General features: G+C 73.8%; 23 protein-coding genes. 7 read left to right on the forward strand and 16 right to left on the reverse strand.

From position 1 onward, the window contains the following. Nucleotides 1-15: 15 nt before the first annotated feature. Entirely contained in the window at nucleotides 16-705 is a 690-nt protein-coding gene (gene mtrA, locus BFV98_RS14330; RefSeq protein ID WP_013284210.1) for an MtrAB system response regulator MtrA, read from the reverse strand. 215 nt (nucleotides 706-920) lie between these two features. Between mtrA and BFV98_RS14335 the strand changes: the two genes are divergently transcribed. From BFV98_RS14335 to BFV98_RS14355, 5 genes are read left to right on the forward strand one after another with little or no spacing between them, the layout of a single operon-like run. Next, nucleotides 921-1766, forward strand: coding sequence for a hypothetical protein (locus tag BFV98_RS14335; RefSeq protein WP_071096658.1), 846 nt, complete (start codon nucleotides 921-923; stop codon nucleotides 1764-1766). Then, complete coding sequence (locus BFV98_RS14340) at nucleotides 1763-2359, forward strand: DUF4129 domain-containing protein (RefSeq protein WP_071096660.1); 597 nt, start codon at nucleotides 1763-1765, stop codon at nucleotides 2357-2359. Before BFV98_RS14335 ends, BFV98_RS14340 begins: the two co-directional genes overlap by 4 nt. Beyond that, the gene (locus BFV98_RS14345; protein WP_071096662.1) at nucleotides 2356-3657 is read left to right on the forward strand and encodes a DUF4350 domain-containing protein; all 1302 of its coding nucleotides are present in this window, start codon (nucleotides 2356-2358) and stop codon (nucleotides 3655-3657) included. The genes BFV98_RS14340 and BFV98_RS14345 overlap by 4 nt, the downstream gene beginning before the upstream one ends. Further along, the gene (locus tag BFV98_RS14350) at nucleotides 3654-4631 is read left to right on the forward strand and encodes a MoxR family ATPase (protein WP_071096664.1); all 978 of its coding nucleotides are present in this window, start codon (nucleotides 3654-3656) and stop codon (nucleotides 4629-4631) included. The genes BFV98_RS14345 and BFV98_RS14350 overlap by 4 nt, the downstream gene beginning before the upstream one ends. Next, on the forward strand, nucleotides 4628-5938 hold the full coding sequence (locus tag BFV98_RS14355; protein WP_013284205.1) for a DUF58 domain-containing protein: 1311 nt from the start codon (nucleotides 4628-4630) through the stop codon (nucleotides 5936-5938). The genes BFV98_RS14350 and BFV98_RS14355 overlap by 4 nt, the downstream gene beginning before the upstream one ends. Here the strand turns inward: BFV98_RS14355 and BFV98_RS14360 are convergent. Beyond that, nucleotides 5916-6869: a stage II sporulation protein M gene (locus BFV98_RS14360; protein ID WP_013284204.1), complete on the reverse strand. Its 954-nt coding sequence runs from the start codon at nucleotides 6867-6869 to the stop codon at nucleotides 5916-5918. The genes BFV98_RS14355 and BFV98_RS14360 overlap by 23 nt on opposite strands. A gap of 41 nt (nucleotides 6870-6910) precedes the next feature. Here BFV98_RS14360 and BFV98_RS14365 point away from each other — a divergent pair, with 41 nt between their 5' ends. Then, on the forward strand, nucleotides 6911-7879 hold the full coding sequence (locus BFV98_RS14365; protein WP_225319573.1) for an RDD family protein: 969 nt from the start codon (nucleotides 6911-6913) through the stop codon (nucleotides 7877-7879). Between the two features lie 7 nt (nucleotides 7880-7886). Here BFV98_RS14365 and efeB read toward each other — a convergent pair whose 3' ends face one another. The 14 genes from efeB to BFV98_RS14435 form a co-directional block, all read right to left on the reverse strand. Further along, the gene (gene efeB / locus BFV98_RS14370; RefSeq protein WP_013284202.1) at nucleotides 7887-9209 is read right to left on the reverse strand and encodes an iron uptake transporter deferrochelatase/peroxidase subunit; all 1323 of its coding nucleotides are present in this window, start codon (nucleotides 9207-9209) and stop codon (nucleotides 7887-7889) included. Then, entirely contained in the window at nucleotides 9206-10336 is a 1131-nt protein-coding gene (gene efeO, locus BFV98_RS14375; RefSeq protein ID WP_013284201.1) for an iron uptake system protein EfeO, read from the reverse strand. The genes efeB and efeO overlap by 4 nt, the downstream gene beginning before the upstream one ends. Nucleotides 10337-10365: 29 nt before the next feature. Then, a complete protein-coding gene (gene efeU / locus BFV98_RS14380; protein ID WP_071096666.1) occupies nucleotides 10366-11283 on the reverse strand; it encodes an iron uptake transporter permease EfeU in 918 nt (305 codons plus the stop codon). 186 nt (nucleotides 11284-11469) lie between these two features. Continuing rightward, nucleotides 11470-12969: an adenosylhomocysteinase gene (gene ahcY / locus BFV98_RS14385; RefSeq protein ID WP_013474110.1), complete on the reverse strand. Its 1500-nt coding sequence runs from the start codon at nucleotides 12967-12969 to the stop codon at nucleotides 11470-11472. Nucleotides 12970-13257: 288 nt separating this feature from the next. Continuing rightward, entirely contained in the window at nucleotides 13258-14418 is a 1161-nt protein-coding gene (gene manA / locus BFV98_RS14390) for a mannose-6-phosphate isomerase, class I (protein WP_071096668.1), read from the reverse strand. A gap of 3 nt (nucleotides 14419-14421) precedes the next feature. After that, nucleotides 14422-15444 carry a cation diffusion facilitator family transporter gene (locus tag BFV98_RS14395; RefSeq protein WP_030271146.1) on the reverse strand — a complete coding sequence of 341 codons (1023 nt, stop codon included), beginning with the start codon at nucleotides 15442-15444 and terminating at the stop codon, nucleotides 14422-14424. A 28-nt stretch (nucleotides 15445-15472) separates the two neighbouring features. Next, nucleotides 15473-16669, reverse strand: a complete 1197-nt coding sequence (locus tag BFV98_RS14400) for an SIS domain-containing protein (RefSeq protein WP_071096670.1) — start codon at nucleotides 16667-16669, stop codon at nucleotides 15473-15475. Next, complete coding sequence (locus BFV98_RS14405; protein ID WP_013284195.1) at nucleotides 16666-16872, reverse strand: Trm112 family protein; 207 nt, start codon at nucleotides 16870-16872, stop codon at nucleotides 16666-16668. Before BFV98_RS14405 ends, BFV98_RS14400 begins: the two co-directional genes overlap by 4 nt. Nucleotides 16873-17071: 199 nt before the next feature. Continuing rightward, nucleotides 17072-18019, reverse strand: coding sequence for a hypothetical protein (locus tag BFV98_RS14410; protein WP_047892328.1), 948 nt, complete (start codon nucleotides 18017-18019; stop codon nucleotides 17072-17074). 105 nt (nucleotides 18020-18124) lie between these two features. Next, a complete protein-coding gene (gene nfi, locus BFV98_RS14415) occupies nucleotides 18125-18844 on the reverse strand; it encodes a deoxyribonuclease V (RefSeq protein WP_071096672.1) in 720 nt (239 codons plus the stop codon). A gap of 17 nt (nucleotides 18845-18861) precedes the next feature. Further along, a complete protein-coding gene (locus BFV98_RS14420) occupies nucleotides 18862-19296 on the reverse strand; it encodes a hypothetical protein (protein ID WP_013474106.1) in 435 nt (144 codons plus the stop codon). Beyond that, entirely contained in the window at nucleotides 19296-23519 is a 4224-nt protein-coding gene (locus BFV98_RS14425; RefSeq protein WP_255368345.1) for a toxin glutamine deamidase domain-containing protein, read from the reverse strand. The genes BFV98_RS14420 and BFV98_RS14425 overlap by 1 nt, the downstream gene beginning before the upstream one ends. A 24-nt stretch (nucleotides 23520-23543) precedes the next feature. Further along, nucleotides 23544-23900, reverse strand: a complete 357-nt coding sequence (locus BFV98_RS14430) for a hypothetical protein (protein ID WP_071096675.1) — start codon at nucleotides 23898-23900, stop codon at nucleotides 23544-23546. Nucleotides 23901-23903: 3 nt separating this feature from the next. After that, entirely contained in the window at nucleotides 23904-24317 is a 414-nt protein-coding gene (locus tag BFV98_RS14435; RefSeq protein WP_013284189.1) for a YbaB/EbfC family nucleoid-associated protein, read from the reverse strand. Nucleotides 24318-24395: 78 nt separating this feature from the next. Between BFV98_RS14435 and BFV98_RS14440 the strand changes: the two genes are divergently transcribed. Further along, complete coding sequence (locus BFV98_RS14440) at nucleotides 24396-25631, forward strand: YwqJ-related putative deaminase (RefSeq protein ID WP_071096677.1); 1236 nt, start codon at nucleotides 24396-24398, stop codon at nucleotides 25629-25631. Nucleotide 25632 lies beyond the last annotated feature (1 nt).

Genomic DNA, 25632 nt, shown 5'->3' on the forward strand with positions numbered 1-25632 from the left:
ACAGTGCTGACCAGGCTATCCGGTACCCGCCTTGTAGCCCACGCCCCGCACGGTGAGGATGATTTCGGGTCGCTCCGGATCCGGCTCGATCTTGGCGCGCAGCCGCTGGACGTGCACGTTGACCAGGCGGGTGTCCGCCGCGTGGCGGTAGCCCCAGACCTGCTCCAGCAGCACCTCGCGGGTGAAGACCTGACGCGGCTTGCGGGCGAGCGCGACCAGCAGGTCGAACTCCAGCGGCGTCAGCTTCACCTCCTCGCCGTCGCGGCTGACCGTGTGGGCCGGCACGTCGATGGTGATCTGGTTGCCGGGCGGGCCGATGGTCAGCATCTCCGGCGCCACGTCCTCGCCGCGGCGCAGCCGGGCCCGCATCCGGGCCACCAGCTCCTTGGGCTTGAACGGCTTGACCACGTAGTCGTCGGCGCCGGACTCCAGCCCGAGCACCACGTCGACTGTGTCGCTCTTGGCGGTCAGCATCACGATCGGCACGCCGGACTCGCCCCGGATGGCGCGGGCCACGTCGATGCCGCTCATGCCCGGCAGCATCAGGTCGAGCAGGACGATGTCGGGTCGGTTGTCGCGGAACGCGGCCAGCGCCCGTTCGCCGTCCGCGACGAAGGACGGCACGAAGCCCTCGCTGCGCAGCACGATGCCGAGCATCTCGGCGAGGGCGGGGTCGTCGTCGACCACGAGTACCCGGGCTCTCATGGGGTTTATCGTTCCATCCCCGTTCGTCTGGAGTGTTCGGCGTCTCCACGAGACCGTAGCGCCGAGCGGCCCCGCGCACCACAGCAAGTCGGCGTGGCCGCCCAGCGTGGCGCGCCGGGGCGGACGGGTCCACCGGATGCGGACCCGCCGTGCAACCATGATCCCCCGGGCGTCGCCCCGCCCGCCACCTCCGCTCGCCCCGCCCAGGAGTACGCGTGCCCGACGCCGGCCCGACCGCGGTGCTGCCGCGCCGTCCGCTGACCGTCGGCGAGCTGCTCGACGCGGCCGTGCTGCTGCTGCGCGACCAGGCCCGGGTGCTCGTCCCGCTCGCCCTGCTGCTGGCCCTCGCCGAACAGGCGGTGCTCCACCCGCTGCGGATGCTCGCCGGGACCGAACCGCCGTTCTGGTGGCCGGCGGAGTTCGGCGACTCCCTCCCCGCGTACTGGCTGCTGCTGGCGGCCGGCGCGGGCACCGAGGCCGCGATCGTCGCGCTGCTCGGCGCCCCTGCGGCTCGCGGCGCCGGCGCGGCGCTTCTGGGGCGCCGTCCCGCACCGTCGGAGCTGCTGCGCGGCGCCCGGTTCGGCGCGGCACTGCCGGCCGCCGTCCTGGTCGGGCTGACCGTCGCCGCCGCCGGGCTGACCGGGCCGGGCTGGTTCCCGGCGTACGCGCTGCTCGGCCTGGTGGTGCCGGTCCTGGTGCTGGACGGGGTGCCCGCGCACCTGGTGCCCTGGCGGGCGCTACGCCTGGCCGGCCGGGTCAGCGCGCGGGCCGCCGCGATACGGCTGCTGGGTTACCTGGGCTGGTGGCTGATCCGGCTCGGCATCGGGCTTGGTCTCTACCAGGGCCTCACCATGCTGGGCCTGTTCGACGTCTCGGTCTGGGCGCTGCCGGTGACGATCGCCGCGTTCACCGCTGTGAACGCGCTGGCGTACCCGGCGCTCGCCTGCCTGGACGCGGTGCTGCACCTGGAGACCCGGATCCGCACCGAAGGGCTGGACATCCGGCTCTCCCGCGCGCCGGCCGACGTGCCCGAGCCGGTCCTGCTGGCGGCGCACCGGTGAGCCGGTGGTGGACCGAGACGGTCGCGGCCCTCGGTGACGTGGTGCCGCTGCCGCTGGTCGCGCTGATCCTGCTGGCGGTCGCGCTGCTGGCGGCGCTGGGCTGGTACTTCTTCCCCGCCTGGGTGCCCCGCCGGCTGCCCCGGTTCAGTCTCCCCCGGTGGCGGCGTCCACGGCTGCCCCGGTTCCGCCTACCCCGGTTCCGGCGGCGCAGCCGGAAGCGCACCGATCCGCCGCCGGTACGCCTGCCCGCGCCCCGGACCCCGGAACCCGTGCCGGCCGGCGGGCTCGGGCCGGCCGACCGGCTGGCGGCCGAGGGCCGGTACGCCGAGGCGGTCCGGGAGCGCCTGCGCGAGATGGTCCGGCTGCTGGTCGTCCGGCAGGTGGTGGAACCCCGCCCCGGGCTCACCGTCGTCGAGCTGACCGAGGCGGCGGCCCGTAACCGGCCGCAGGTCCGGCCGACGCTGCACGCGGCCGGGGCGATCTTCTCCGACCTCTGGTACGCCCAGCGTCCCGCGACCGCCGCGCACGACCGGCGGATGCGTGAACTCGCCACCGACCTGAGCCGCGAGCTGACCGGGGAGGAGCCGCGGTGACGGCCACAGTCGTACCGGAGACCGTGACGGCGGCGGCCACGGCGGCGCCACGCCGGCGTCCGTACCGGTTGATCGTCCCGCTCGGGCTCGCAGTGCTGTTGATCGTGACCACGCTCGTGCTGCGCGCGGTCGACCGGCCCGACGCCGACGAGCCCGGTTTCCTGTCCCCGGTCGCCACCGACGACGACGGCGCCAGCCGGCTCGCCGAGGCGCTGCGGACGCAGGGCGTGCCGGTACGCCGGGAGACGGATCTGGCGGCGGCGCTGCGTACCGCCGGGGCCGGGCCGAGCACGCTGTTCGTGCCCGCGCCCGGCCTGGTGCACCCGGACCTGCTCGACGGGCTGACCACCCTGCCGCCCGGCAGCCGGCTGGTGCTCGTCGAGCCGTCCCGGCGGGTGCTCGCCGAGTTGGACACCCCTGTCGAACCGGCCGGCGGGCGCTGGGCCGCCCGCGCGGTGCCGCCGGACGCCGACGGCACGCCCTGCCCGCTGCCCGAGGCGGTCCGGGCCGGCACGGCCGCGATCGACCTCCAGCGGTACGCCGGACCGGCCGAGGTGGACCACTGCTACGGCGGCGCGCTGCTGCGCGTCCCCGGCCGGGTCGAGGTGGTGCTGGCCGGCGCCAGCGACCCGTTCCGCAACGACCGGATCGGCGAGTGGGGCAACGAGGCCCTCGCCACCGGCCTGCTCGGCGGCGACCGCCCGCTGGTCTGGCTCGACCTGCCCGAGCCGGCGTCGGCCCCGACCGCTCCGAGCTGGTCCCCGGAGCCGTTCACCGAGGAGCCCGCTCCGGCCGGCAGCGGCAGGTCGGAACGGCCCGACCCGCCCGACCGCGCCGATCCGCCGCGGGAGAACCCGCTCTGGGGCGCCTTCCCGCAGTGGTTCTGGGCCCTCCTGGTGCAGCTCGCCCTGGCCGGCCTGCTCGTGGTGCTCTGGCGGGCCCGCCGGCTCGGGCCGCCGGTGTCGGAGCCGCTGCCGGTGACCGTCCGGTCCGCCGAGACGGTACGCGGCCGGGCGCGGCTCTACCGCCGGGCGGGCGCCCGGGACACCGTCGCCGCGACGCTGCGCGCCGCCGCGCTGGACCGGCTGACGACCCGGCTCAACCTGCCCCCGGGCACGCCCGACGACGAGGTGGCCGCCCGGGTCGCCGAGCGCGCCGGCGCCGACCCGGAACGGGTGGCCGACCTGCTCCACGGCCCCGCCCCGGAGAAGGACCGCGAGCTGCTGGAGCTGGCCCGCGAACTGGACGTCCTGACCCGTACCCTGGCCCCGCATCCCAGCGAAGGAGACACCCGGTGACCGGACCCGTCACGACCACCGCCCCGTCCGGCGCCCGCGCCGCCCTGCACCGGCTGCGCGCCGAGGTCGCCAAGGCCGTCGTCGGGCAGGACGCCGTGGTGACCGGCCTGGTGATCGCCCTGCTCTGCCGGGGGCACGTGCTGCTGGAGGGCGTACCGGGAGTGGCCAAGACGCTGCTGGTGCGGACGCTGGCGGCCGCGCTCGACCTGGACGCCAAGCGGGTGCAGTTCACCCCCGACCTGATGCCCGGCGACGTCACCGGCTCGCTGATCTTCGACCAGCGCACCGCCGCGTTCACGTTCCGGGAGGGGCCGGTCTTCACCAACCTGCTGCTCGCCGACGAGATCAACCGCACCCCGCCCAAGACGCAGTCGGCGCTGCTGGAGGTGATGGAGGAGCGGCAGGTCTCCGTCGAGGGCGAGCGCCGCCCGCTGCCCGACCCGTTCATCGTCGCGGCCACCCAGAACCCGGTCGAGTACGAGGGCACCTACCCGCTGCCCGAGGCGCAGCTCGACCGTTTCCTGCTCAAGCTGACTGTGCCGCTGCCGGAGCGCGAGGAGGAACTGGGCGTGCTGCGGGCGCACCACGCCGGCTTCGACCCGCGCGACCTGCGTGCCGCGGGCGTACGCCCGGTGGCCGGCGCGTCGGACCTGGCCGCCGCCCGGGCCGAGGTGCGGATGGTGCACGTGGCCGAGCCGGTGCTCGGCTACATCGTGGACCTGTGCCGGGGCACCCGGTCCGCTCCGGCGCTGGAGCTGGGCGCGTCCCCCCGGGGCGCCACCGCGCTGCTGAACGCCGCCAAGGCGTGGTCCTGGCTGGCCGGCCGCGACCACGTCACCCCGGACGACGTCAAGGCGGTCGCCCGGCCCACGCTGCGGCACCGGCTGCGCCCGCGTCCGGAGGCGGAACTCGAGGGCGTGACTGTGGACGCCGTGCTGGACTCGGTGCTGGCCACCGTGCCGACGCCGCGATGACCTGGCGGGCGGGTCTGCTGCTGGGCGCGGGCGCGCTGACCCTGCCGGCCTGGCCGGCGCCGTTCCTCGGCGTCGCCGTACTGACCGCGACGGTGCTGCTGCTGGTGCTGCTCGACCGGGCGATGGCGGTCCCGCCGGACGCGCTCACGGTGACCCGGTCCGGGGAGCGGACGGTCCGCCTCGGCGGCACCGCCACCGTCACCCTGCACCTGGCCAACCCCACCGATCGCACGCTCCACGCCCAGGTACGCGACGCCTGGGTGCCGTCGGCCGGGGCGCGCCCGGACGTGCCGCCGGACCGCCTGCTCACCGTGCCGCCCGGTGGCACCGCCACGCTGCCGGTCCGGCTCACCCCGACCCGGCGCGGCGACCGGCCGGCGGTGGCGCTGACCGTACGCTCGCTCGGGCCGATGCGCCTGGGCGCGAGGCAACGCGCCGGGCATCCCGCCACGCCACAGTGGACGCTGCGGGTGCTGCCGCGCTTCGACTCCCGCCGGCACCTGCCGGAGAAGCTGGCCCGGCTGCGGGTCATCGACGGCGTGCAGGTGACCCGGGGGCGCGGTCACGGCACCGAGTTCGACACGCTGCGCGAGTACGCGGTGGGCGACGACGTCCGCTCGATCGACTGGCGAGGCAGCGCCCGCCGCGCCGACGTGCTGGTGCGCACCTGGCGCCCGGAGCGGGACCGGCGGCTGGTCTGCGTCCTGGACACCGGCCGCACGTCGGCGGTACGCCTCGGTGACGAGCCGCGGCTGGACACCGCCATCGACGCGGCGCTGCTGCTCACCGCGCTCGCCGCCCGGGCCGGTGACCGGGTGGACCTGCTGGCGGCGGACACGGAGATCCGGGCCCGGGTGACCGGCAGCGGCCGTCCGGCGCTGCTCGCCCGGCTGGTCGACGCGGTGGCGCCGTTGCAGCCCGCGCTGGCCGAGACCGACTTCGAGCTGATCGCCGCCGAGGTGCTGCGCCGGGAGCGGCAGCGCAGCCTGGTGGTGCTGTTCACCGCGCTGGAGGCGGGCGCGATCGGCGACGGGCTGCTGCCGGTGCTGCCCCGGCTGGCGACCCGGCACCGGGTGGTGCTGGCCGCGGCCGGCGACCCGGTGCTGAACCGGCTCGCCACTGCCACCCCGGCCGGCCCGGACGACCCGTACGCGGCCGCGTCGGCGTGGCGGGCGCTGGCCGAACGGGACCGGGTACGCGCCGCCCTGTCGCGCTACGGCGTGACTGTGGTGGACGTACCGGGGCACCGGCTGGCCCCGGCCGTCGCCGACACCTATCTGCGGCTCAAGTCTCTCGGCCAGCTCTGACCGCGCGCCGGCCGAGCACCAGCGCGTACGCCAGGAAGGCCAGCCACACCGCGGCGCCGGCGGCCACCCGCAGCGGGATCGGCACCGGCGCCGGGGTCACGAACGCCTCGATCAGCGCGGAGACCGCGAAGAGGCCGACCAGGCCGGCGGCGACCACGACGGCGAGCCGTCCCGCCTCGGCGACCGCGCGGCCGCGCCCGAGGTGCGCGGGCGGAGCGATCCAGGCCCAGGCGGTCCGCAGTCCGACCCCGGCGGCGACGAAGATGCCGGTCAGCTCCAGCAGTCCGTGCGGGGTGATCATGCCGAAGAAGACGTCCGCCCGGCCGTAGGAGATCATCACGCCGCCGACCACGCCGATGTTCAGCGCGTTCTGCCACAGCAGCCAGAGCACCGGTACCACGAGCACGCCGGCGGCCAGGCACTGGGCGGCCAGCCAGGCGTTGTGCGTCCACAGGTGGAACGCGAACGTGGGCGCGGCGAACTCGGTGTAGTAGCCGGCGAAACCGGAGTCCACGAGCTGCCGGGCCGCCTCGGGGCCGACGAACGCGGCGGCGGTGTCCGGGTTACCGGCGACGAACCAGATGAGGAAGGCGCTCAGGGCGCTGAACGCCGTGGCCACGCCGCACCACCACGGCCAGGCCCGGTAGAGGGCGGCGGGCAGGTCGGCGGCCAGGAACCGGCCCACCGCCGCCCAGGACAGCCGGGGGCGGCCGGTGACCCGGGCCCGGGCGGCGAGGACCAGGTGGGACAGGCGGTTCACCAGCGTCGGCTCGGGTGCCCGGGCGCGCAGCGCGGAGAGGTGTGTGGCGCTGCGCTGGTAGAGCGCCACCAGTTCGTCGACCTCGGCCGCGTCGAGGCGACGCCGGCCGGTCAGGTGTTCCAGCCGCCGCCATTCGGCGCCGTGCTCGGCCACGTACGCGTCGAGATCCACTCACCCTCCCCCGTTCAGCGTCCATGGTGTTCACTGTCGGGGTGCGCGCGCAACCTCCCCCACCGCCCAGTTGGGCCGACGCCGGTCTGGTCAGCGGCGAGGCGGTGGAGCTGGACGTCCGGGTGGCCCGGCTGGGCTCCCGGGTGCTCGCCCTGCTGATCGACGCCGTGATCCAGCTCGTGCTGTTCCTGCTGCTCGGCGCAGTGCTGGCCATGGTGGCGCTCGCCCTGCTGGGCGACCTCCTCGACGCCGCGCTGGCCGGCGCGCTCCAGGTCGTGCTGCTGGTGCTGGTCCTGCTCGGCTATCCGGTGGTGATGGAGCGCTTCGCCGGTGGCCGGACGGTGGGCAAGCTGGCCGTGGGGCTGCGGGTGGTGCGGGCCGACGGCGGCCCGGTGGGGGTGGGCCAGTCGCTGACCCGGGCGCTCGTGGGCGTCGCGGTGGAGTGGCCCGGGCTGGTGCTGCCGCTGCTGAGCTGGGCGGCGAGCGTCACGGTGATGCTCACCGACCCGCGCGGCCGCCGGCTGGGTGACCTGGTCGCCGGCACGCTCGTGGTGCACAGTCGAGGCGCCGCGCTGTGGCGGCCGCTGCCGCCGGCTCCGCCGCCGCTGCTGGCCTGGGCGACCACGCTCGACCTGACCCGGTTCGACGACGGGCTGGCGCTGGCCGTCCGGCAGTATCTGGACCGGCTGCCTCAGCTCGCCGAGCCGGACCGTTCCCGGCTGGGCCGGGCGTTGTGGGTGGAGGCCGCGGCGGTCACCTCGCCGCCTCCGCCGTGGTCCGCGCCGGACTGGGTCTACCTGTCCGCCGTGCTGGCCGAGCGGGGGCGCCGGGCCGCGCTCCGGCTGGGCCGCGCCCGGGCGGTCACCGCCACGCTCTGGCCGGAGCTGGTCCCGCCCCCGGCCGCGGTGCCGCACGCCGTCGCGCCGGCCACCCTGCGTCCCGCCGCGCCGGCCGTCGGCCGGTTGCGGTCCGCGGCGCCGGAGGCCGCCCCCGATCCGGTACGCCGCTGAGCCGGGCTCAGCCGAACAGCCCTCGCCCCCACCAGTCGGCAGCGTCGCGTACGCCGGGCGGGCAGGCGAACAGGCCGCTGGAGACGTGCCGCAGGTACTCGTTCATCGCGTCGTTGCGGGCCAGCCGGGTCTGGATCGGCACGAACTGCCGGCGCGGATCCCGCTGGTAGGCGATGAAGAACAGACCGGCGTCGAGCCGGCCCAGCCCGTCCGAGCCGTCCACGAAGTTGTAGCCGCGGCGCAGCAGGCGGGCGCCGTTGTTCGCGTCCGGGTGGGCGAGCCGTACGTGTGCGGTGTCGGCGATGAGCGGCTCCCCGTCGTCGCCCTTCGCAGCGAAGTCCGGTTCGTCGAACTCGTCCCGGAGGCCCAGCGGCGCGCCGCTGCCCTTGGTCCGCCCGACGATCATCTCCTGCTCGGCCAGCGGGCTGCGGTCCCACGTCTCGATCAGCATCCGGATCTTCCGGGTGACCAGGTAGGAGCCACCCGTCATCCACTCCGGGCCGTCACCGGGCTGCACCCAGAGCTGGTCGCGGAGCAGGCCCGCGTCCTCGGCCTTGAGGTTGGCGGTGCCGTCCTTGAAGCCGAACAGGTTGCGCGGCGTGGCCTGGTCCCGCGACGTCGACGAGGTACGCCCGAAGCCGAGCTGCGACCAGCGGACGCTCACCACGCCCATGCCGATCCGGGCCAGGTTACGGATGGCGTGCACCGCCACCTGCGGATCGTTGGCGCAGGCCTGAACGCAGAGGTCGCCGCCGGACAGCTCCGGCCTGAGCGCGTCCCCGGCGAAGTGCGGCAGGTCGGCGAGGGCGGCCGGGCGGCGGGCGGCGATGCCGAAGCGGTCCCGGCCCTGCGCGTCGCGGAACAGCGTCGGCCCGAAGCCCACAGTGAGGGTGAGCTGCGACGGGGGCAGTCCGAGCGCCTCGCCGGTGTCGTCCGGCGGGGCCTCGGGCATGCCGCCGACGGCGCCGATCACCCCGGCGTCCTTGCCGGCGGTCATCCGGGCCGCGGCGGCGGTCCACTCCTGGAGCATGGCGACCAACCGGTCCCGGTCCTTCGTGACCACGTCGAACGCGACGAAGTGCAGCCGGTCCTGGGCCGGGGTGGTGATGCCGGCCTGGTGCTCGCCGAGGAACGGCACCGACCCTGCGGCGGAGCCGGTGGCTGAGGCCTCGTTCCCGCCGGCGAGCAGCGCGCCAGCGCCGCCCGCCACCCCGGCGACGCCGGCCACACCGACGCCGGCCAGGGTCATCGCCCGGCGCCGGGACAGGCCGCGACCGGTCCGCTCGCGGTTCGGCTCGCTCGTCGCGTCACCACCGGCCGGGCCGGTCATCGCGCGACTGCCGCCGCGACCTTGCTGACCGGCTCGGCCAGCGCGTTCACCGCGTCCGACAGCTCCTTGAGCTCGGCCTTGCCGAGCTGGGTGTGCAGCTTCCAGCCATCGCCGTCCCGGTGCTTGCCGAGGGTTGCCTCCACGTTCGCGAACTCGCTGTCGAGCTGCTTCACCAGGTCGGGCGCGCGCTGCTCCAACGCCGGGCGCAGCGCCGCGATCGCCGCCTTCGAGCCCTCCAGGTTGGCGTTGAAGTCCCAGAGGTCGGTGTGCGAGTAACGCTCCTCCTCGCCGGTGATCTTGCCGCTGGCGACCTCGTCGAGCAGCGCCTTGGCGCCGTTGGCGAGCTGGAGCGGGGTGAGCTTCTCGGCGTCCGCCTTGGCGACGATCGCCTTCACGTCGACCAGGAGCCGGTCGGCGATCGGGCCGTCCTTGCTGACGTCCCCGGTGGTCCAGAGGTCCTTCTCGATCCGGTGGAAGCCGGTGAACTCCATGCCCTCCTCGACCACCTCCTCGCGGCCGTCGATCTTCGGGTCGAGGTCGCCGAAGCTCTCCGCGACCGGCTCGATCCGCTCCCAGTAGGTGCGGGCCACCGGGTACAGCGCCTTGGCCTTGGCCACGTCGTTCGCCTTGACCGCCGCCACAAACTCCTCGGTCTTCGTCAGCAGCGCGGCGGTCTGGCTGCGCACGTACCGCTGGTAGCTCTCGGTCGCCTGGGTCAGCGCCGCATCAGGGGCGACAGTCGCGGCGGTGCCGGAGACCTTCAGCGCGCCCCGGATGCCCCGGCCGCTCATCCCCGGCTTGCAGGCCGTCTCGTACGTGCCGGCGGTCAGCTCGACGCGCAGCTCGCGGCTGAGCCCGGGGGCGATGTTCTCCACCTCGCCCATCACCCGGTCACCGGCCGCGTAGACGTAGAACTCGTTGACCTTGGAACCGGTGTTCGTCACCTTGAAGGTCACCTGACCGGCGTCGATCTCGGTGTCGCCGACCTCGCAGACGGTGTCGGTGGCCTTGACGGCGATCGGCCCGCCGTTCGTGGCGTCGGCGTCGTCACCGCCCCCGCAGCCGGTCAGGCCGGCGACGGCGAGCAGCCCGGCGGCGGCGGGCGCGACGAGTCGAGTGGTACGCATCGTGCGGGGTCTCCTCGGAAACGGGCGGGTCAGGAGCGGGGGGACGGAACGGCGGCGTCGGCGGCCGGCGCGGCGGACGTCTCGGCGGCCGGCTCGTCGGGCTGAACCGGCTCGGCGGACTGCACCGGCTTCGCGGGCTTGGCCGGCTTGCGCAGGAAGAGGACGAGCACCGGCACCGCGTACGCGACCCAGGCGACCAGTTCCAGCACCGTCGGCGCGGCGGTGACGTTGAACATGCCGGCGAGCAGTGCGCCGTACCAGGAGCCCGGGTCGAGCGTGCCCGAGATGTCGAAGGCCAGGTCGTTCAGGCCGGGCAGCACGCCGGCCTCCTGGAAGTCGTGCACGCCGTACTTGAGGATGCCGGCCGCGACCAGGATGAGCAGCGCGCCGGTCCAGGTGAAGAACCGGCTCAGGTTGATCCGCACCGCGCTGCGGTAGAGCAGGAAGCCGATCACGACGGCGGTGGCGATGCCGCCGGCCAGGGCGAGCAGCGAGCCGGGCCCGGTTCCGCCGGCGGCGCTCTCGGCCGCGGCGTAGAAGATCAGCGCGGTCTCCAGACCCTCGCGGATCACCGCGAGGAACGCCATGCCGGCGACCGCCAGGGAGCCGACGGCGAGCGCGTCGGTGAGCTTGCCGCGCAGCTCACCGGCGATGGTGCGGGCGGCCCGGCGCATCCAGAAGATCATCCAGGTCACGAAGACCACGGCGGCGACCGAGGTGACCGCCTCGAACAGCTCGCGCGACTCGGAGGTGCGCAGCAGCGAGGTGGAGGTGTACTGGATCAGGGAGCCGAAGCCGACGGAGAGCGCCAGGGCCAGGCCGACGCCGGCCCACACCTGCGGCAGCCGGTCCCGGCGCTGCGACTTGACCAGGAAGGCGACGAGGATGCTGACCACGAGCGTCGCTTCCAGGCCCTCGCGCAGGCCGATCAGGTACGTGGCGAACATGGATACTCCGTAGTCAGGCTTGCCTCAGTTAACTTAGGGCAGCCATACCTTGCTCCTGTTCACAGCAAACGTCAAGCCGATCCGGGTAACGTCACCCGGTTCGACATCCGCCGGACTCCCCCGTACGCGAAAAGGACCGGGACGGCCGCGCGGCGGCCGACCCCGGTCCTTTCGGGAGCGTGGGACTCAGTAGCGGTAGTGGTCCGACTTGAACGGGCCCTCCGGGGAGACGCCCAGGTAGGCGGCCTGCTCCTTGGTCAGCGTGGTCAGCTTCGCGCCGAGCGCGTCCAGGTGCAGCCGGGCGACCTTCTCGTCCAGGTGCTTGGGCAGCACGTAGACGCCGATCGGGTATTCCTCGGTCTTGGTGAACAGCTCGATCTGGGCGATCGTCTGGTTGGCGAACGAGTTCGACATCACGAAGCTCGGGTGGCCGGTGGCGTTGCCCAGGTTCAGCAGGCGGCCCTCGGAGAGCACGATGATGGCGTGGCCGTCGTCGAAGCGCCACACGTCGACCTGCGGCTTGATGTTCTCCCGGGTCACGTCGCTGCGCTTGGCCAGGCCGGCCATGTCGATCTCGTTGTCGAAGTGGCCGATGTTGCCCACGATGGCCTGGTGCTTCATCCGGGCCATGTGCTCGTTGGTGATGACGTCGAAGCAGCCGGTCGCGGTGATGAAGATGTCGGCCTGCTCCACCACGTCGTCGAGCGTGGCGACCTGGTAGCCGTCCATCGCCGCCTGGAGCGCGCAGATCGGGTCGACCTCGGTCACCACGACCCGGGCGCCCTGGCCGCGCAGCGACTCGGCGCAGCCCTTGCCCACGTCGCCGTAGCCCATGACGACAGCCATCTTGCCGCCGATCAGCACGTCGGTGGCGCGGTTGATGCCGTCGATGAGCGAGTGGCGGCAGCCGTACTTGTTGTCGAACTTGCTCTTGGTCACCGAGTCGTTGACGTTGATGGCCGGGAAGAGCAGCGTGCCGGCGCGGTGCATCTCGTAGAGCCGGTGCACACCGGTGGTGGTCTCCTCGGTGACGCCCTTGATGCCGGCGGCGATCCGGGTCCAGCGCTGGCCGTCCTCGGCCAGCGAGCGGTGCAGCAGTTCGAGGATGACCGCGTACTCCTCGGAGTCGGCGGACTCGACCGGCGGCACGACGCCGGCCTTCTCGAACTCGGCGCCCTTGTGGACGAGCAGGGTGGCGTCGCCGCCGTCGTCCAGGATCATGTTCGGGCCCTGCCCGTCGGGCCACGCCAGCACCTGCTCGGTGCACCACCAGTACTCCGGCAGCGTCTCGCCCTTCCAGGCGTAGACCGGCACGCCGGCCGGGGCCTCCGGGGTGCCCTCGGGGCCGACCACGATCGCCGCGGCGGCGTGGTCCTGGGTGGAGAAGATGTTGCAGGACGCCCAGCGGACCTGCGCGCCGAGCGCGACAAGGGTCTCGATCAGGACGGCGGTCTGAACGGTCATGTGCAGCGAACCGGTGATGCGGGCGCCGGCCAGCGGCTGGGCCTCGGCGAACTCACGCCGGATCGCCATCAGGCCGGGCATCTCGTGCTCGGCGAGCCGGATCTCCTTGCGCCCGAACGCGGCGAGCGACAGATCCGCCACCTTGTAGTCGCCCTCGGCGAGGGTGCTCGGCCGGGCCTGCGACGACGCGCCGCTGGAGGCCGCCGGGAGGGTGCTGGTCATGGAAGCTCCTGTCGAACGATGGTGGTGCGCAGCCTTCCACCTTACGCTCGCGGGCCACTCGACCCGTGCCCGGTTGGCCGACCGCGCAATCGGCCGGTCGGCGGACAGCGCACGGGGCGGTCGGTCGTGAGCGGACTTTCCACCCACGGCCCGGCCGCCCCGCGCATCCCCCCGGTTTGGTTCCCCCGCACGTCACCGGACCTTCGTCGCGACAACGCTGCGTACCCATAGAGTCACACCACGCAGCGTGACCGTCAAGCCATTTCGGGAAAGTCGGACTTGCGCAGATCAGTGCATGCCGCAAGTGGCGACGAACGCCTCGCCCGCCCCGCCCACCGTCAGCGGGCCACCGGCCGCCGTACCGACCGCTGCCTCACCCGCGTCCAGCGTCACCACGCCCACGCCGTCGTCAACGGTCAGCTTCCCGGCCCGGCAGAGCACCACACGCGGCCCGGGCAGCGTCAGCCGCACCCCCGGCGACCCGGCAGCCACCTCGACCCGGTGCAGCGCGAAGTCCTCCACCGGCACCGGCCAGGTCAGCACCCCCGGCTCCACCTGCTCCGGCCGCAGCACCGGCTGGGTCAGCACCTCGAACCGGAGCACCCGCAGCAGCTCGTCCACGTCGACCCGCTTCGGGGTCAGCCCGCCGCGCAGCACGTTGTCACTGGCCGCCATGATCTCGACGCCGGTGCCGTGCAGGTAGGCGTGCAGGTTCCCGGCCGGCATCCAGATGCCCTCGCCGGGCGCCAGCCGGACGTGGTGCAGCAGCAACGCCACCACCACGCCCGGGTCGGCCGGATAGCCCGACGCGAGCGTGCGAACCAGCTCGGCGTCCGCCGAGGCCGGCCCGGCCTCCGCCGCCGCCAGCACGGCCGCCACCAGCCCCGCCCGCTCCGCCCGGGGCCAGCTCAACAGCAGGCGTACCGCCTCCCGCAGCCCCGCCGGCCCGTCGCGCAACGCCGCCACCACAGGCTCCAGCGCGGGTACGCCGAACGCGGCGATCGCCGCCGCCGACTCCCCCGGATCGCGGAAGCCGCACAGCGCGTCGAACTCCGAGAGCGCCACCAGCAACTCCGGCTTGTGGTACGGGTCGACGTAGTTGACCCGCCCCACGTCGGCGGCGTGCCCGGCGCGGGCCTGCTCGGCGTCCGGATGCGCCTGGAGGCTCAGCGGCGCGTCGGCGGCCAGCACCTTCAGCAGGAACGGCAGCCGGGTGCCGAACCGGCCGACCAGCCGCTCACCCAGCCAGTGGCCCGGCTCGGCCACCAGCAGTTCGGTGAGGCTGACCGGTCGGCCGTCGCGCTGCACAGTGGCCGGGGCGCCCGGGTGGGCGCCCAGCCACAGCTCCGCCTCCGGCCCGTTGCTCGGCACCGGCCGCCCCTGCAACTCGGCGATCGCGGTGCGCGAGCCCCAGGCGTAGTCACGGATCCGGCCCTGCAACAACTCCATCGGTCAGCTCCCGGGCCGCCCGGCCACCTCGTCGGCCGGCTGCGCCCCACCACTGGTCACGGCCTCCGGGACGGCGGTGTCCGCCGCCTGCCCGGTGCCGGCCCGCTCGGCGGCGGGCGAGTAGATGTCCGGCTCCAGGTAGATCACCCGGGCGGTGGGCACCTCGCGGCGGATCCGCGCCTCGACCGCGTTGATGTCACGCGCCAGGTCCTGGGCGGTCTCCCAGGCCGGCACCGCGATCTTCGCGGCCACCATCAGCTCCTCGGGGCCGAGGTAGAGCGTCTTCATGTGGATGATCCGCTCGACCTCGGGACCGCTGGTCACAGCCTGCTCGATCTTGTCCAGCTCGCTCTGCTCGGCACCCTCGCCGAGCAGCAGGCTCTTGGTCTCGATCGCCAGCGTGATCGCGATGATCACCAGCAGCACACCGATCATCGCGGTGCCCGCGGCGTCCCACATGCCGTCTCCGGTGATCAGCGTCATGCCGACGCCGAACAACGCGAAGACCAGACCGACCAGGGCGCCGAAGTCCTCCAGCAGCACCACCGGCAGCTCCGGCGCCTTGGCGCGACGGATGAACCGGACCCAGGACTGCTTGCCCCGGACCAGGTTCGACTCCTTGATCGCGGTACGGAAGGAGAAGCCCTCCATCACGATCGCCGCGACCAGCACCACCACCGGCACCCACTGCCACTCCGTGATCGCGTGCGGGTCGGACGCCTTGTGGTACGCCTCGTAGAGCGCGAACAGGCCACCGATGCTGAACAGCACGATCGCCACGATGAAGGCGTAGATGTAGCGCTCCCGGCCGTACCCGAACGGGTGCTGCGGCGTGGCCTGCCGCTTGGCCCGCCGGCCGCCGAGCAGCAGCAGGCCCTGGTTACCCGAGTCGGCCACCGAGTGGATCGACTCGGCCAGCATCGACGACGAGCCGGTGAGGGCGAACGCGATGAACTTGGTGACGGCGATGCCGAGGTTCGCCGCCAGGGCGGCGACGATCGCCTTCGTGCCCCCGTTTGCGCTCATTCCCCGCCTCGCTCGATGCCCCGTGTGCTCACTGGTTTGCCAGCTCCTTCATCTCCGTGATTGCCGGTACCGCCATCGGGTCCAGCCCGTGCGCCAGGGCCAGGTAGATCGAGGCGAAGTCGGGGACCGCCACCAGCGACGCGAGCCGCTCCAGCGCGGAGCCGCCCTCGGCGGTCACCACGTCGCAGCGCACCCCGCGCCGCTCGGCAAGCGTCTGCACCGCGTCCGCGCGGCGCTCCTCGACCGCCAGCGGCTCGTCGGTGTCGTCGTCGGCGTTGAGCCCGCCGTCGCGCAGCAGCACCAGCCGTAGCCGGGTGCCGTCGGGCTCGTCGTCGCCCGGGTCGGCGAAGATGTCCCGCTCGCCCTCGGCCAGACCGCCGAACACGCCGTCGAGCAGGCCGACGCGGCCCCGGCCCGCCTCGCCCAGCGCACCGGCGACCACCGGGTAGCGGGCGTTCGCGGACAACGTGTCACCGAACCGCCGGGCGGCCACGGTGGCCAGCGGGGACGAACCCCACACGATCGGGATCGAACCGGACAGGCCGAGCGCCAGCGACTTCGCCGGGTTGACGAAGGACTCGGCGGTCGGCCGGCATCGATCGGCGTCGGCGTCCAGCCGGGCCGCCGTCTCGGCCAGATCCGCCTCGTTGACCTTCACGAGCCCGAGGGTACGGGCGGCCAGCAGAACCGGCACGGTGAGCGCCCAGAGGCTGGCCCGGGCCGGCGCGCGCCGGGGCACCGGGATGAACGGCGCGCGGGCCCGCTCGGCCACCGACTGGAGCTGCGAGTCGGGCGCGCCGACCGCGACCAGCCGGGCACCGCGCCGGTGCGCCGCCTCGGCCGCGCCCAGCGCCTCCGGGCTGCGGCCCGACGCGCTCACCGCGATGACCACGTCCGCCGCGCCCACCCAGCCCGGCACGCCGGCGCTGCGGTGCGGGATGACCGGCACCGGGCAGCGCGGCCCGGCGACGGTGGCCAGCACGTCACCGGTACGCCCGGCGGTGCCGATGCCGGCGATGACCACCGCGCGGGGTCGCCCGTCGTCGGCGAGCACCGACAGGTTCGCCTCGGCGGCCAGCGCCGCCGACTCGCGCACCTGGGCGCCCGCGGACGCGGTGAACCGGAGCATGCCGCCCGGATCCCGCTCGGAGAGCTGCGCCGCGTCGTCCAGCAGGGCCTCGTCGGCCTGCCGGTGGCCGCTGACCCCGGCCGTACCCTCCATCACCGCGACGACCCGCCCCGCGCGTCGTCGGCGGCGGGTCCACCGCGCGCCTCGTCCAGCAGGAGCACCGGGACGTCGTCCCGGACCTCGAAGATGCGACCGCACTCGGTGCAGGTGAGCGTCTGCGCCTGCGCGTCGTAGTCGAGCGGGGCGTGGTGCGTGTCCGGGCAGGCGAGGATGTCGAGCAACTGCGGGTCCAGGGCCACGGCGCGGCTCCTTCCACGTATGCGGTCTCACCGGTCGGCGGTGCCGATCGGCGCACGCGATCTTATCGGCCGAGCGGCCCCGGCACCGGGCCCCGTTCGGCCCCGGTGTTCCGTCCTCCGGCCGGGCAGGTGGCGGCTACCGGGTCACGGCATGACCACCCACAGTCACGGTAACCCCGGGACCGGGTCGGGTTCCGGCTCAGTCCGGCAAGCGGGGCAAGACGCTCGTCGCATCCCCGGCAGGCGGGGCCGGCGGCGTCGGAGCGGGCGCGGGCGCGCCGTACACGTTGCCGGCCGGGCGGGGCGGTGTCGCGCCCCCGTACACCGTGGGGGCCGGCCCGGGCGTGCCGGAGCGGTAGGTGGTGGTGCTGCGCGGCAGCGGGACCGGCGGGAGGCCGGCGTCCACGCCGCCACCGCTGCGGTCGGCGCGGTTGCGGCGCAGCAGCAGGACGATGAGGGCGGCGCCGACGAGCACCAGCCCGATACCGAACCACATGATCATGGAACCTCCGAACGACGAGTCGTCGGCCGCGGCGGTGGCCGGGGCGACGGCGGCGGCCACCGGCGACGTGTCGGTCGCCTCGGCCGGCGTGGTCTCGCTCGCGCTGGGCGTCGGCGAGGGCTTACGGGACGGGCTGGGACTCGGCGTCGGCGCGCCCACCAGCCGGGCCGACCCGCCGGCGCGGCCGAGCACGTCGCCGTTCGCGGCGCTCGCCTCACCGGCCAGTTCCAGCCGGCCGCCGACGGCCCCGGCCAGGAAGGACACCCGGTAACGCACGGTGACGCCCTTGCCCTTGCACAGCGGCCGGTCGACCGGGGCCACCGCGGCGGTGGCGACGGCGCCGCCGTCCCCGGAGACCTGCACCGGCACCCATCGGCCGCCGGACGCCACCTGCACCCGGACCTGGTCGGCCCGCAGGCCCTCCAGCCGGAGCCCGACAGCGGTACGCAACTGCACGCAGCCGTCCGTGCGCTTGCGCACCTCGACCGCCACCGTCCCGGGCGGACCACCGGCGGTGAAGCTCTTCGCCGAGCGCAGTCCCACCCGGTCGTCCCGGGCCGACGCCGGTGACGCCGGGACGGCGATCAGGCCACCCAGCAGCGCGCCGACCATGGCCCACCGCGCCGCGTGCCGCCCTGCCGACATCTCCACCTCACCGTTGCGTCCGGACCGGATCCGCCGGTCAGGTTACTACCGGCCCCTCCGGGCACCCGCGCATCGAGCACGCCACATGTGTGCCGCGCCACGCGATCACCGCCCGCCCAGGTCACCGCCCGACGCGCCTGCATCGGCGAGCGCCCGCCGGCACAGCCGGTCGGCCGTACGGGTGGTCTCCGGCAGCCGGTACCGGGGCGTCAGTGCCAGTACCCGCTCCACCGCTTCGTCCAACCCCATCCGGTGCCCGACGCTCACGAAGACCGGCCGGACACCGTCCTGAGTCCGCAGCACCCGCCCGACCACCTCGCCCTCGTCACACAGGTCGGCGCTGTCACCACGCTCGGGACCGGGGCCCGTCCACGAGCCGACGAGCGGCGTCTTGCCCACCCCGATCGTGGGCAGCCCGGTCACCAGGCCCAGATGACAGGCCAGCCCGAACCGGCGCGGGTGCGCCAGCCCGTGGCCGTCACAGACCAACAGCTCCGGACGGGTGGTGAGCCGGTCCAGCGCGCCGAGCAACGCCGGCATCTCGCGGAACGCGAACAGTCCCGGCACGTACGGGAAGGCGGGCCGCCCCACGCACACCGCCTCGTCCACCACGTCGAGGGTGGCCGCGTCGAGGACCGTGACGGCCGCTGCGAGCAGGTCACGGTCCTGCGCGTACGCCACGTCCAGCCCGGCCACCGTCGCGGGCGCGGCAGGACCGGGCCCGACCAGGTCCACCCGGGACCGCAACTCCTCCTGTACGCGTCGCGCCTCCGCCACGTCGGCGGGCGGCAGGTAGGGCACGGGCTGGCCGTCGGTGGAGGGCATGGCGTTCCGGGCCGTTGTCAGGAGGCGATGGTGGGGTCGGCGGCCGGGTCACCGGCCTGCTGGAGCTGCTCCTCGAACATCACGAAGGTCCGCCGCCGGATCCCCTTGATCAGCGCGGCTTCCTCCGCGGTGAACGGTCGCCTCTCCGCGACGGCGGGCGCCGCGATCGCCCGGACCGTCTCGTAGAGCGCGAAGACCGGCCCCTCTCCGCTCAGGTAGCGTCCGCGCAACTGCTCGACGTGCTGCACGAAGGCATCAGCCGAGCGCACGTAGATCTCGCCGCCCACGCCACCGATCACGTCGTCGACGAGCTCGTCCGCCGGCCGCCAACCCCCCGTCGAGCGGTCCAGCTTCCAAGCGGCGTGGCCGCCATCCGGTGTGGCGACCAGCTTCACAGGCGTGTCGTAGTGCTCGAAATAAGCGGGAAGTTCGACGCCGTCGACTGTAGCCATCACTCACGCTCCTTGTGCAGCGCCGTCTGAAGAGCCTCCCAGAACAGCTCACGCTGGCGCCGAAGCACCGCCCGACGAATGGCGGACTCTGTCACCGTCACGCTACGTCCCTCCTCACGAGCGACCGCTTCGAGGTCGCGCCGCACTTCGAAGAGGGAGTGTTCCCAGGTCGCCACTCTGTCGAGTGGCGCCAGTTGCAGCCGGAACTCAGCGATGTGCCCGTTGGAGGCACGAAGGAACATCTGTACGTCTCGGTATCCACTTTTCTGTGGGCTCTGGAAGCGGTCTTCGAACTTCACCAGATCCAATCGCCCGTCGTTCCTCAGACGTGCCAGTCCGCCGTAGAGTTCGTCGAGGTTGCCAAACGAGACGTAGCCGCCCGCGAGATCCTTCAGCTGTGACGCATCGCCGCCGTAGCCCTTGATCTTGTCCTCAGCCCGCCCACGGTCCTTGGGCTCACGACGCGGGTGATATTCGGCACCACCACCGCATGACTCTGCCAAATCCCGCCCCAGGGCGTTGAGCTCCGACTGTGCGACAGCGGCTTCCTCATACAACTGGTCCAAGAACTGCTTTCGATACGCGGCGTCACCGAGTCGCGTTAGATCGAAACCCGGCTGCGCGGCCTCCGCGCCATCAGTCGTAAAGGATTCGCTCACCGCCAGGTGAGCGCCTGTCAATCGAGTCGGCATCAGGGCCGGCGGTTCCGTCGATGCAACGACGTCAGCCCCCCGTTCCCGGATCTCGCCTACCACGTCCTGCAATACGTCGATGGCCTGCTGGTGGCTGGCCAGGTGGTGCAGGGTCAGCGGCCGCGCGGTCAGCGAGTTGGCGAGTTCCGGCGTCGCCAGGATCATCCGGACCAGGTCGGGCCGCTCCGCGAGTTGCCGCACCAGCGTCTCGGCCAGCAACTCCTCGCGTCGCGGCGGCGCCTCCCAACTCTGGTCGAGCATCCGCTGCACACGCGGGTCGGCGAACAACCGGGTGAGGTCGGCGGCGGCGGTCTCGTCGAGCCCGGGTACGAGCCGCCGCAGCGTCGGCACGTCGGCGTGCTGCGCCAGCTCGACGGGCGTCACCCCGGCGGCGAAGGCGTCGTCGAGGTTCCCGCTCTGCGCGAGCGCGTCGCGCACGTAGAGCCCGGCGGCGATCCGGTCGGCGTGCGCCTGCCGGTGGTCCTGGTGCACCCGGGCCGGTTCCGGCTCGACCGGCGGCGCGCTCCCCGGCAACGGTCCGTCGCCCCGGCGGTAGATGGTGGTGGACTCGCCGAGCAGGTGGACGTGGTTGAAGTCCGGGACGTGGCCGTCTGCGATCGGCGGCGGGGCCGGCGGCCGTGGCGGCACCGGACGGGGTAGCGGCTCGGGCAGGACGCTGTAGGTGCCGGGCGGCCGGCCGGCGAGCGGCATCGGCCGGCCGTCGGGGCCGAGCACCAGAGCGTCGACGCCGACGACGTTGCTGCGGGCCGGACGGCCGCTGTGGTGGTAGATCGGCCGGTCCGCCACGTCGCCCGTCTGCGGGTCGAGGAAGAGGATCGTGCCGCTCTGGTTCAACGCCACCCACGCGTGCGATCCGCCGCCCTCGAAGCTGGTGATGAGGAACGCGTAACTGCCGTGACCGCCCGACGCGAGCTGCGCGTACAGGTCCCGGTAACCGCCGTCCACCAACAACTGCCGGTCCCGGCCGGTGATCCCGGGCCGATCCGGCCGGCAGAGGTTCTGGAACCGGCCGCCGGTCGTCTGCTCGACCCGCAGCGGTCCGTCCGCCTCCCCGCCCACCGGCCGGTTCACGTCGCCGTGCAGGTAGCCGTCGAACGTACGCGGCGCCGCGACGCGCGGCCGTCCGTGGACCCAGGTCTCGAACAGCGACAGCGTGCAGTCGAGGCAGTTGATCCCCCGGGTGGCGTCGGCCGCCGGTCCGCCGTCGTTCGCGAGGCGGAACCAGCCACCGCGCCGGGGATCGGCGGTACGCGTCACGCTGCCGTCGGGGTTGCGGGGCATCTGCCGTTCGAGGTCGGTCTGGTGCAGCGCGAGTGGAGGCCGGAGCCCTCCCCGGCGGCCGTAGGGCCGGGACCTGTCGATCGGCTCGGGGTGGCCGTGACCGGTGAGCGCGGAGTGGTCGGCCGTCTCCACCGCGCCGACGGCCAGGTCCGCCACGTCGTCGTTGATGCGGTAGAAGTCGAGGTCGTCCTCGACCACCACCTCGCGCGGCAGACGCTGGCCGGCACGGACTGCCTCCACCTCGTCGACGGCTCGGTAGTGCAGGCGTTCTCGCCGCCGGCCCTCCCACACGTGCCTGTCGGCGAGCTCGTGCCGCCCGGCTTGGCGCAGTTCGTGGGCCTGCATGAGGAGCCAACGCGCCGCCTCGTAATGCTGTTCGGCGAGATCACGCAGCTCCCTGATCTGCGCCTCCCGTCTGTTCTCCTCGTGCAAGGCACGCTGGGACTGCAGATAGCCCTGGTAGCGCCGCCGGTCCAGACCCTCCCGATCGGCCTTCAGCCGCGCGGCGCGCTGCTCAGCGGTCTCACGGGGCCACGCCTGGACATGGGGCGGGCCCGGGTGGGGCCCCGGGGAGTCGGTAGGAGGGCGATGCGGAGCCAAGGACTCCAGCAGCGGAAAACGGGGGTTCGGCCCCGGTCGGGGCTCGGGCCCGACGGCCGGCGCTCCCGGGTGCGGCCCCGGCTGAGGGTTGACCGGTGAGACCGGCGGCGGTCCCACCTGACCTCCGGTGCTGATGGGCGCGGTCCGGTCTGCCGTAGGTGGTGGCGCGGCCTGCGGGTGGTCGGTAGGCGGCGCAGGCAGTGTCGCCGGTGCGGCCGCCGTCTGTACGGGTGTGGTCGAGGGCGGTGTCGCGTGGTCGATCGGCGCTACAACCGGACCGGCGACGCCATGGACTCCGGTCGAGGACGGACCTGCGACGGGCGCGTCCGTGATCACCGAGGACAACGTGGGGCTCGTGGTGACCGTCGGACGTGCCACGTCGTGCGGGACGACATTGTTGTGCGGCGGCGTGGTCGTGGGATCCGGCGCCGGGCGGGGCAGGTCCACGGCGAGCGGGTGCGGACCGGCGGCGTGGGGCGTGACGTGTGTGGGTGTCACGGGAACGGCGCCGGCGATCGTGTCGTCGCCCTGGACGACCGGCTCGGCGACCCGCTGGGCCGGGATCAGCCCGACGGGATCGGCGGCGACCGGCACGTCCAGGCCGACCGGGGACACCGTCAACCCGCTCAGCTGCCCGTCGAGGCGGCGTTGCAGTGCCGAGTCCGCCTGGTTGGTGGCGGACCCGGTGGCGCCGGAGGCAGCCGCGCGCGCCAGATCCTCCAGCGACGGCCCTTGGCCGGTCGCCAGACCCGCCGCGGTCTCGGCGAGAGTCTCCCCGCCCATCTCCCGCCCGAACCGCTCGCCGATCTCCGCGAACCGCCCGTTGGCGTGCCGGCCCAGCCCGGCCAGTGGCGCGACCGCGCCGCCGGCGAATCCACCGAGCGCCGACGTGCTCACGTCGGTCAGGTCGAGGCCGTCGCGCCGGCCGGTGGAGTTCTGGTACGCCTGCGTGCCGAGGCTGGTGCCCGCCTCCTGACCGGCCTCCAGCAGTCCGCCGATCGCGGCCCGTCGAGCCAGCGTGCGGGCACCGGACCTGGCCACCTCCTTGGCAGCACGTTCGCCCGCCTCTTTGAGGCCCTGCTTGACCGCCTTGCGGGCGAGTTGAGCCACCAGCCGCTTGAAGATCTGCTGCACCACGACCCGCGTGGCGGTGATCGCGGCGGCCGCCGCCGGTGAGGCGGCGCCCAGGGTGAGCACTGTGGCGACCGCCAGGGACAGCAACTCGACAACCAGGATGCCCAGCTCGATCCAGGCTTCCAGCTTCGCGCCCTCGATGTCGCAGCCGCAGGAGTCCACCAGACGTGCCAGCTCGTCTGTGGCCGCGACCAGGACGTGCAGTGGAGCGTCCTGGCCTTCGGCGAGCTTGTGCCACGCCGTGTCGAACGCGCCGGCGACCAGGCCGACTCCCCCGTACCCGCTCTTGACCTCGCCGGCAGCGGTGATCGCGTCGTCACGCGGACGGGTCAGGACGCCTGCTACGCCGTACCACTGGTCGGCCAGGTCCCAGACGGCGCGCTCGTTGCCCTCCGGCCATTCGACGCCGACCACCCAGTCGAGCGCCTCGTAGATCCAGCCGGGCAGGTCCCACGGGCAGAAGTCGAGCGGGTGCGGGATCGGGCTGGGCAGCATGCTCACGCGCGGGTCCTCCGGTGGTCAGCGCCGGGGCCGATGGGGGTTGTGCCCTTGCTGCGGGATCGTCCCGAGGTCACGGGCGTTGCTCAGGTCCGTCTCCACGGTGGCCGCGACCGAGCGGACGACGTCCGACCCGAGCACCTCCAGCGACCGGCCGAGAAGCTCCCACGCGCGCAACAGCGTCTCGGCGTAACCCTGGTAGTGCTTGTCGAACGCGGCGCCGATGTCGTCCCGGCCCCAGGGCCGCTGCGCGCTCGCGTGGGCGATCGGCTCGCCCGTCTCCCGCCGGGCCGCGCTCACCGCCCGCCCCGACAGCGCCAGGTCAGCCCCGCCGCGCCGGGCCCGGTCCGGGTCCAGCCAGATCTCTCCCCCGGCCACCTGTCACTCGCCGCGGGCCAGCACGGAGTCGGCCCGGCCGAGCAGCGCGCCGAAGTCATGGGTACGCAGGAATTCGACCGAAGGCGAGCCCGGCGGCAGGTATCCGGAGACCAGTTCGCGGGTGGCGGCGCTCGCCGCGGTGGAGGCGCGCAGCACGGTCTCGGTGATCTTCCGGCTCAACGCACGGGCGTCCCGGTCCTGGAATGCCGCCGGGCTCACCTCGACGCTGATCAGCTCGCCTCGCGCTCCGACGACGGCGGTCACCTGACCGTCGTCGGAGCGTTCGGTGACCCGCAACTCGGCCAGTTTGGTCTGGAGATCGTCCAGACCGGACCGCAAGCGCTGGTATTGGCCGTACACCTCGTCGAATCGCGCGCGTAGTGCACGGTTCGCATCCCGGTCCGCACTCTCGGCCACCGTCGCTCCCCTTCCGTCACCGTGGGTAGGGCCGACCATACCGGGTGCCACGAAATCCGTGGGGTCCGGTAATTTCAGGTGGTGATCGAGCGACAGCAGGCCGAGCAGATCGCCTCGGTGTGGGCCCGGCGGGACTCCGACCGCCTCGGTTTTCCCTGCACGCCGGAGGTCGAGGAGTTCGACCTGGGCTACGTGGTGAGTTCCGTCGTGTCCACCGAGGCCCGGGCGCTCCCCGGCGACCTGCCGACCACTGTGATCGACAAGGAGACCGGCGAGGTGTCCACGTGGCCACGGGTGCCGGCCGCGGCGGTCGAGCGGATGTACCGGCAGCGGCGTCCGGCCGAACCGCGCCCGCCGCGTACCGTCGATCCGGCCGCCCAACTGCTGCGTGAGCTGACCCGCCTGCCCACGCCCGGCGCGGCGGCGCACCTCACGCTCGACGGCCGGCAGCACGTCGCGCAGGGCGCGAAGGGCGAGATCGAGGTGCGCCACCATCCGCTGGTCCAGTCCTATCTGGACGAGCTACCCGCGGGGCATCTGGTACGCGGCGGGGAACGGCACGCCGAGATGATCGTCGTCTCCGACGCGCTGTACGACCACGACCACCGTCGCGCCGCCGAAGGTCTGCCGCCGCTGTCCATCGAGGACGCCCGCGACCTGCTCGGCAGCAGCCGGATCGAGGTTTACCGGAATCGCGAGCCGGGCGACCCGCTGGGCGGCCAGGCGGATCTTCCCTGCGACTCGTGCGTCCGGTTCCTGGTGCGATTCGCGGTCCTGCCGTGGTCCGACCTCGCCTTCGTCGAGGAGTGGCGTCCGGAGCCGCGCGAGGTCATCGAGCCTGGGCGTTTCCCGGACGAGGTCGCCCATGCCCTCATCGACGGCGGCTGGCAGATCAGCATGTTCAACGAGGCACTCGCGATGGGCGCGATGACCGAGACGAAGGCGGTCGCGGGGCAGCATCACCGGCACGAGGCGTTCCCCGCCGCCGAGGCGGCGCTCACCGCGTTCCCGGCCGTCCTGAGCCGACGGCGCGGGCCCGGCGAGCAGGTCTGGATCAGCCGGTTCACCACGAATCCGCTGCGGGCCGCCCACACCGCCGACTCCCTCGCCGACTTCGCCGCCGTCCTGGGCGCCCGTCTCTTCCCGCTCGGCAGCGAGCGTCAGGAGAGCATCCTCGCGATCGACGAGCACGGCCGGATCTTCGCCCTCGACCAGGCCGGCGAGTGGTTCCTCGGCCCCGACATCGACGCCGCCCTCACCACCCTGCTGCTCGGCCGCACCCCCGCCCGGGTCCGCGACGACGGCACCTGGTGAG

This window comes from Micromonospora sp. WMMB235 (assembly GCF_001855515.1).
Lineage (GTDB): Bacteria > Actinomycetota > Actinomycetes > Mycobacteriales > Micromonosporaceae > Micromonospora > Micromonospora aurantiaca.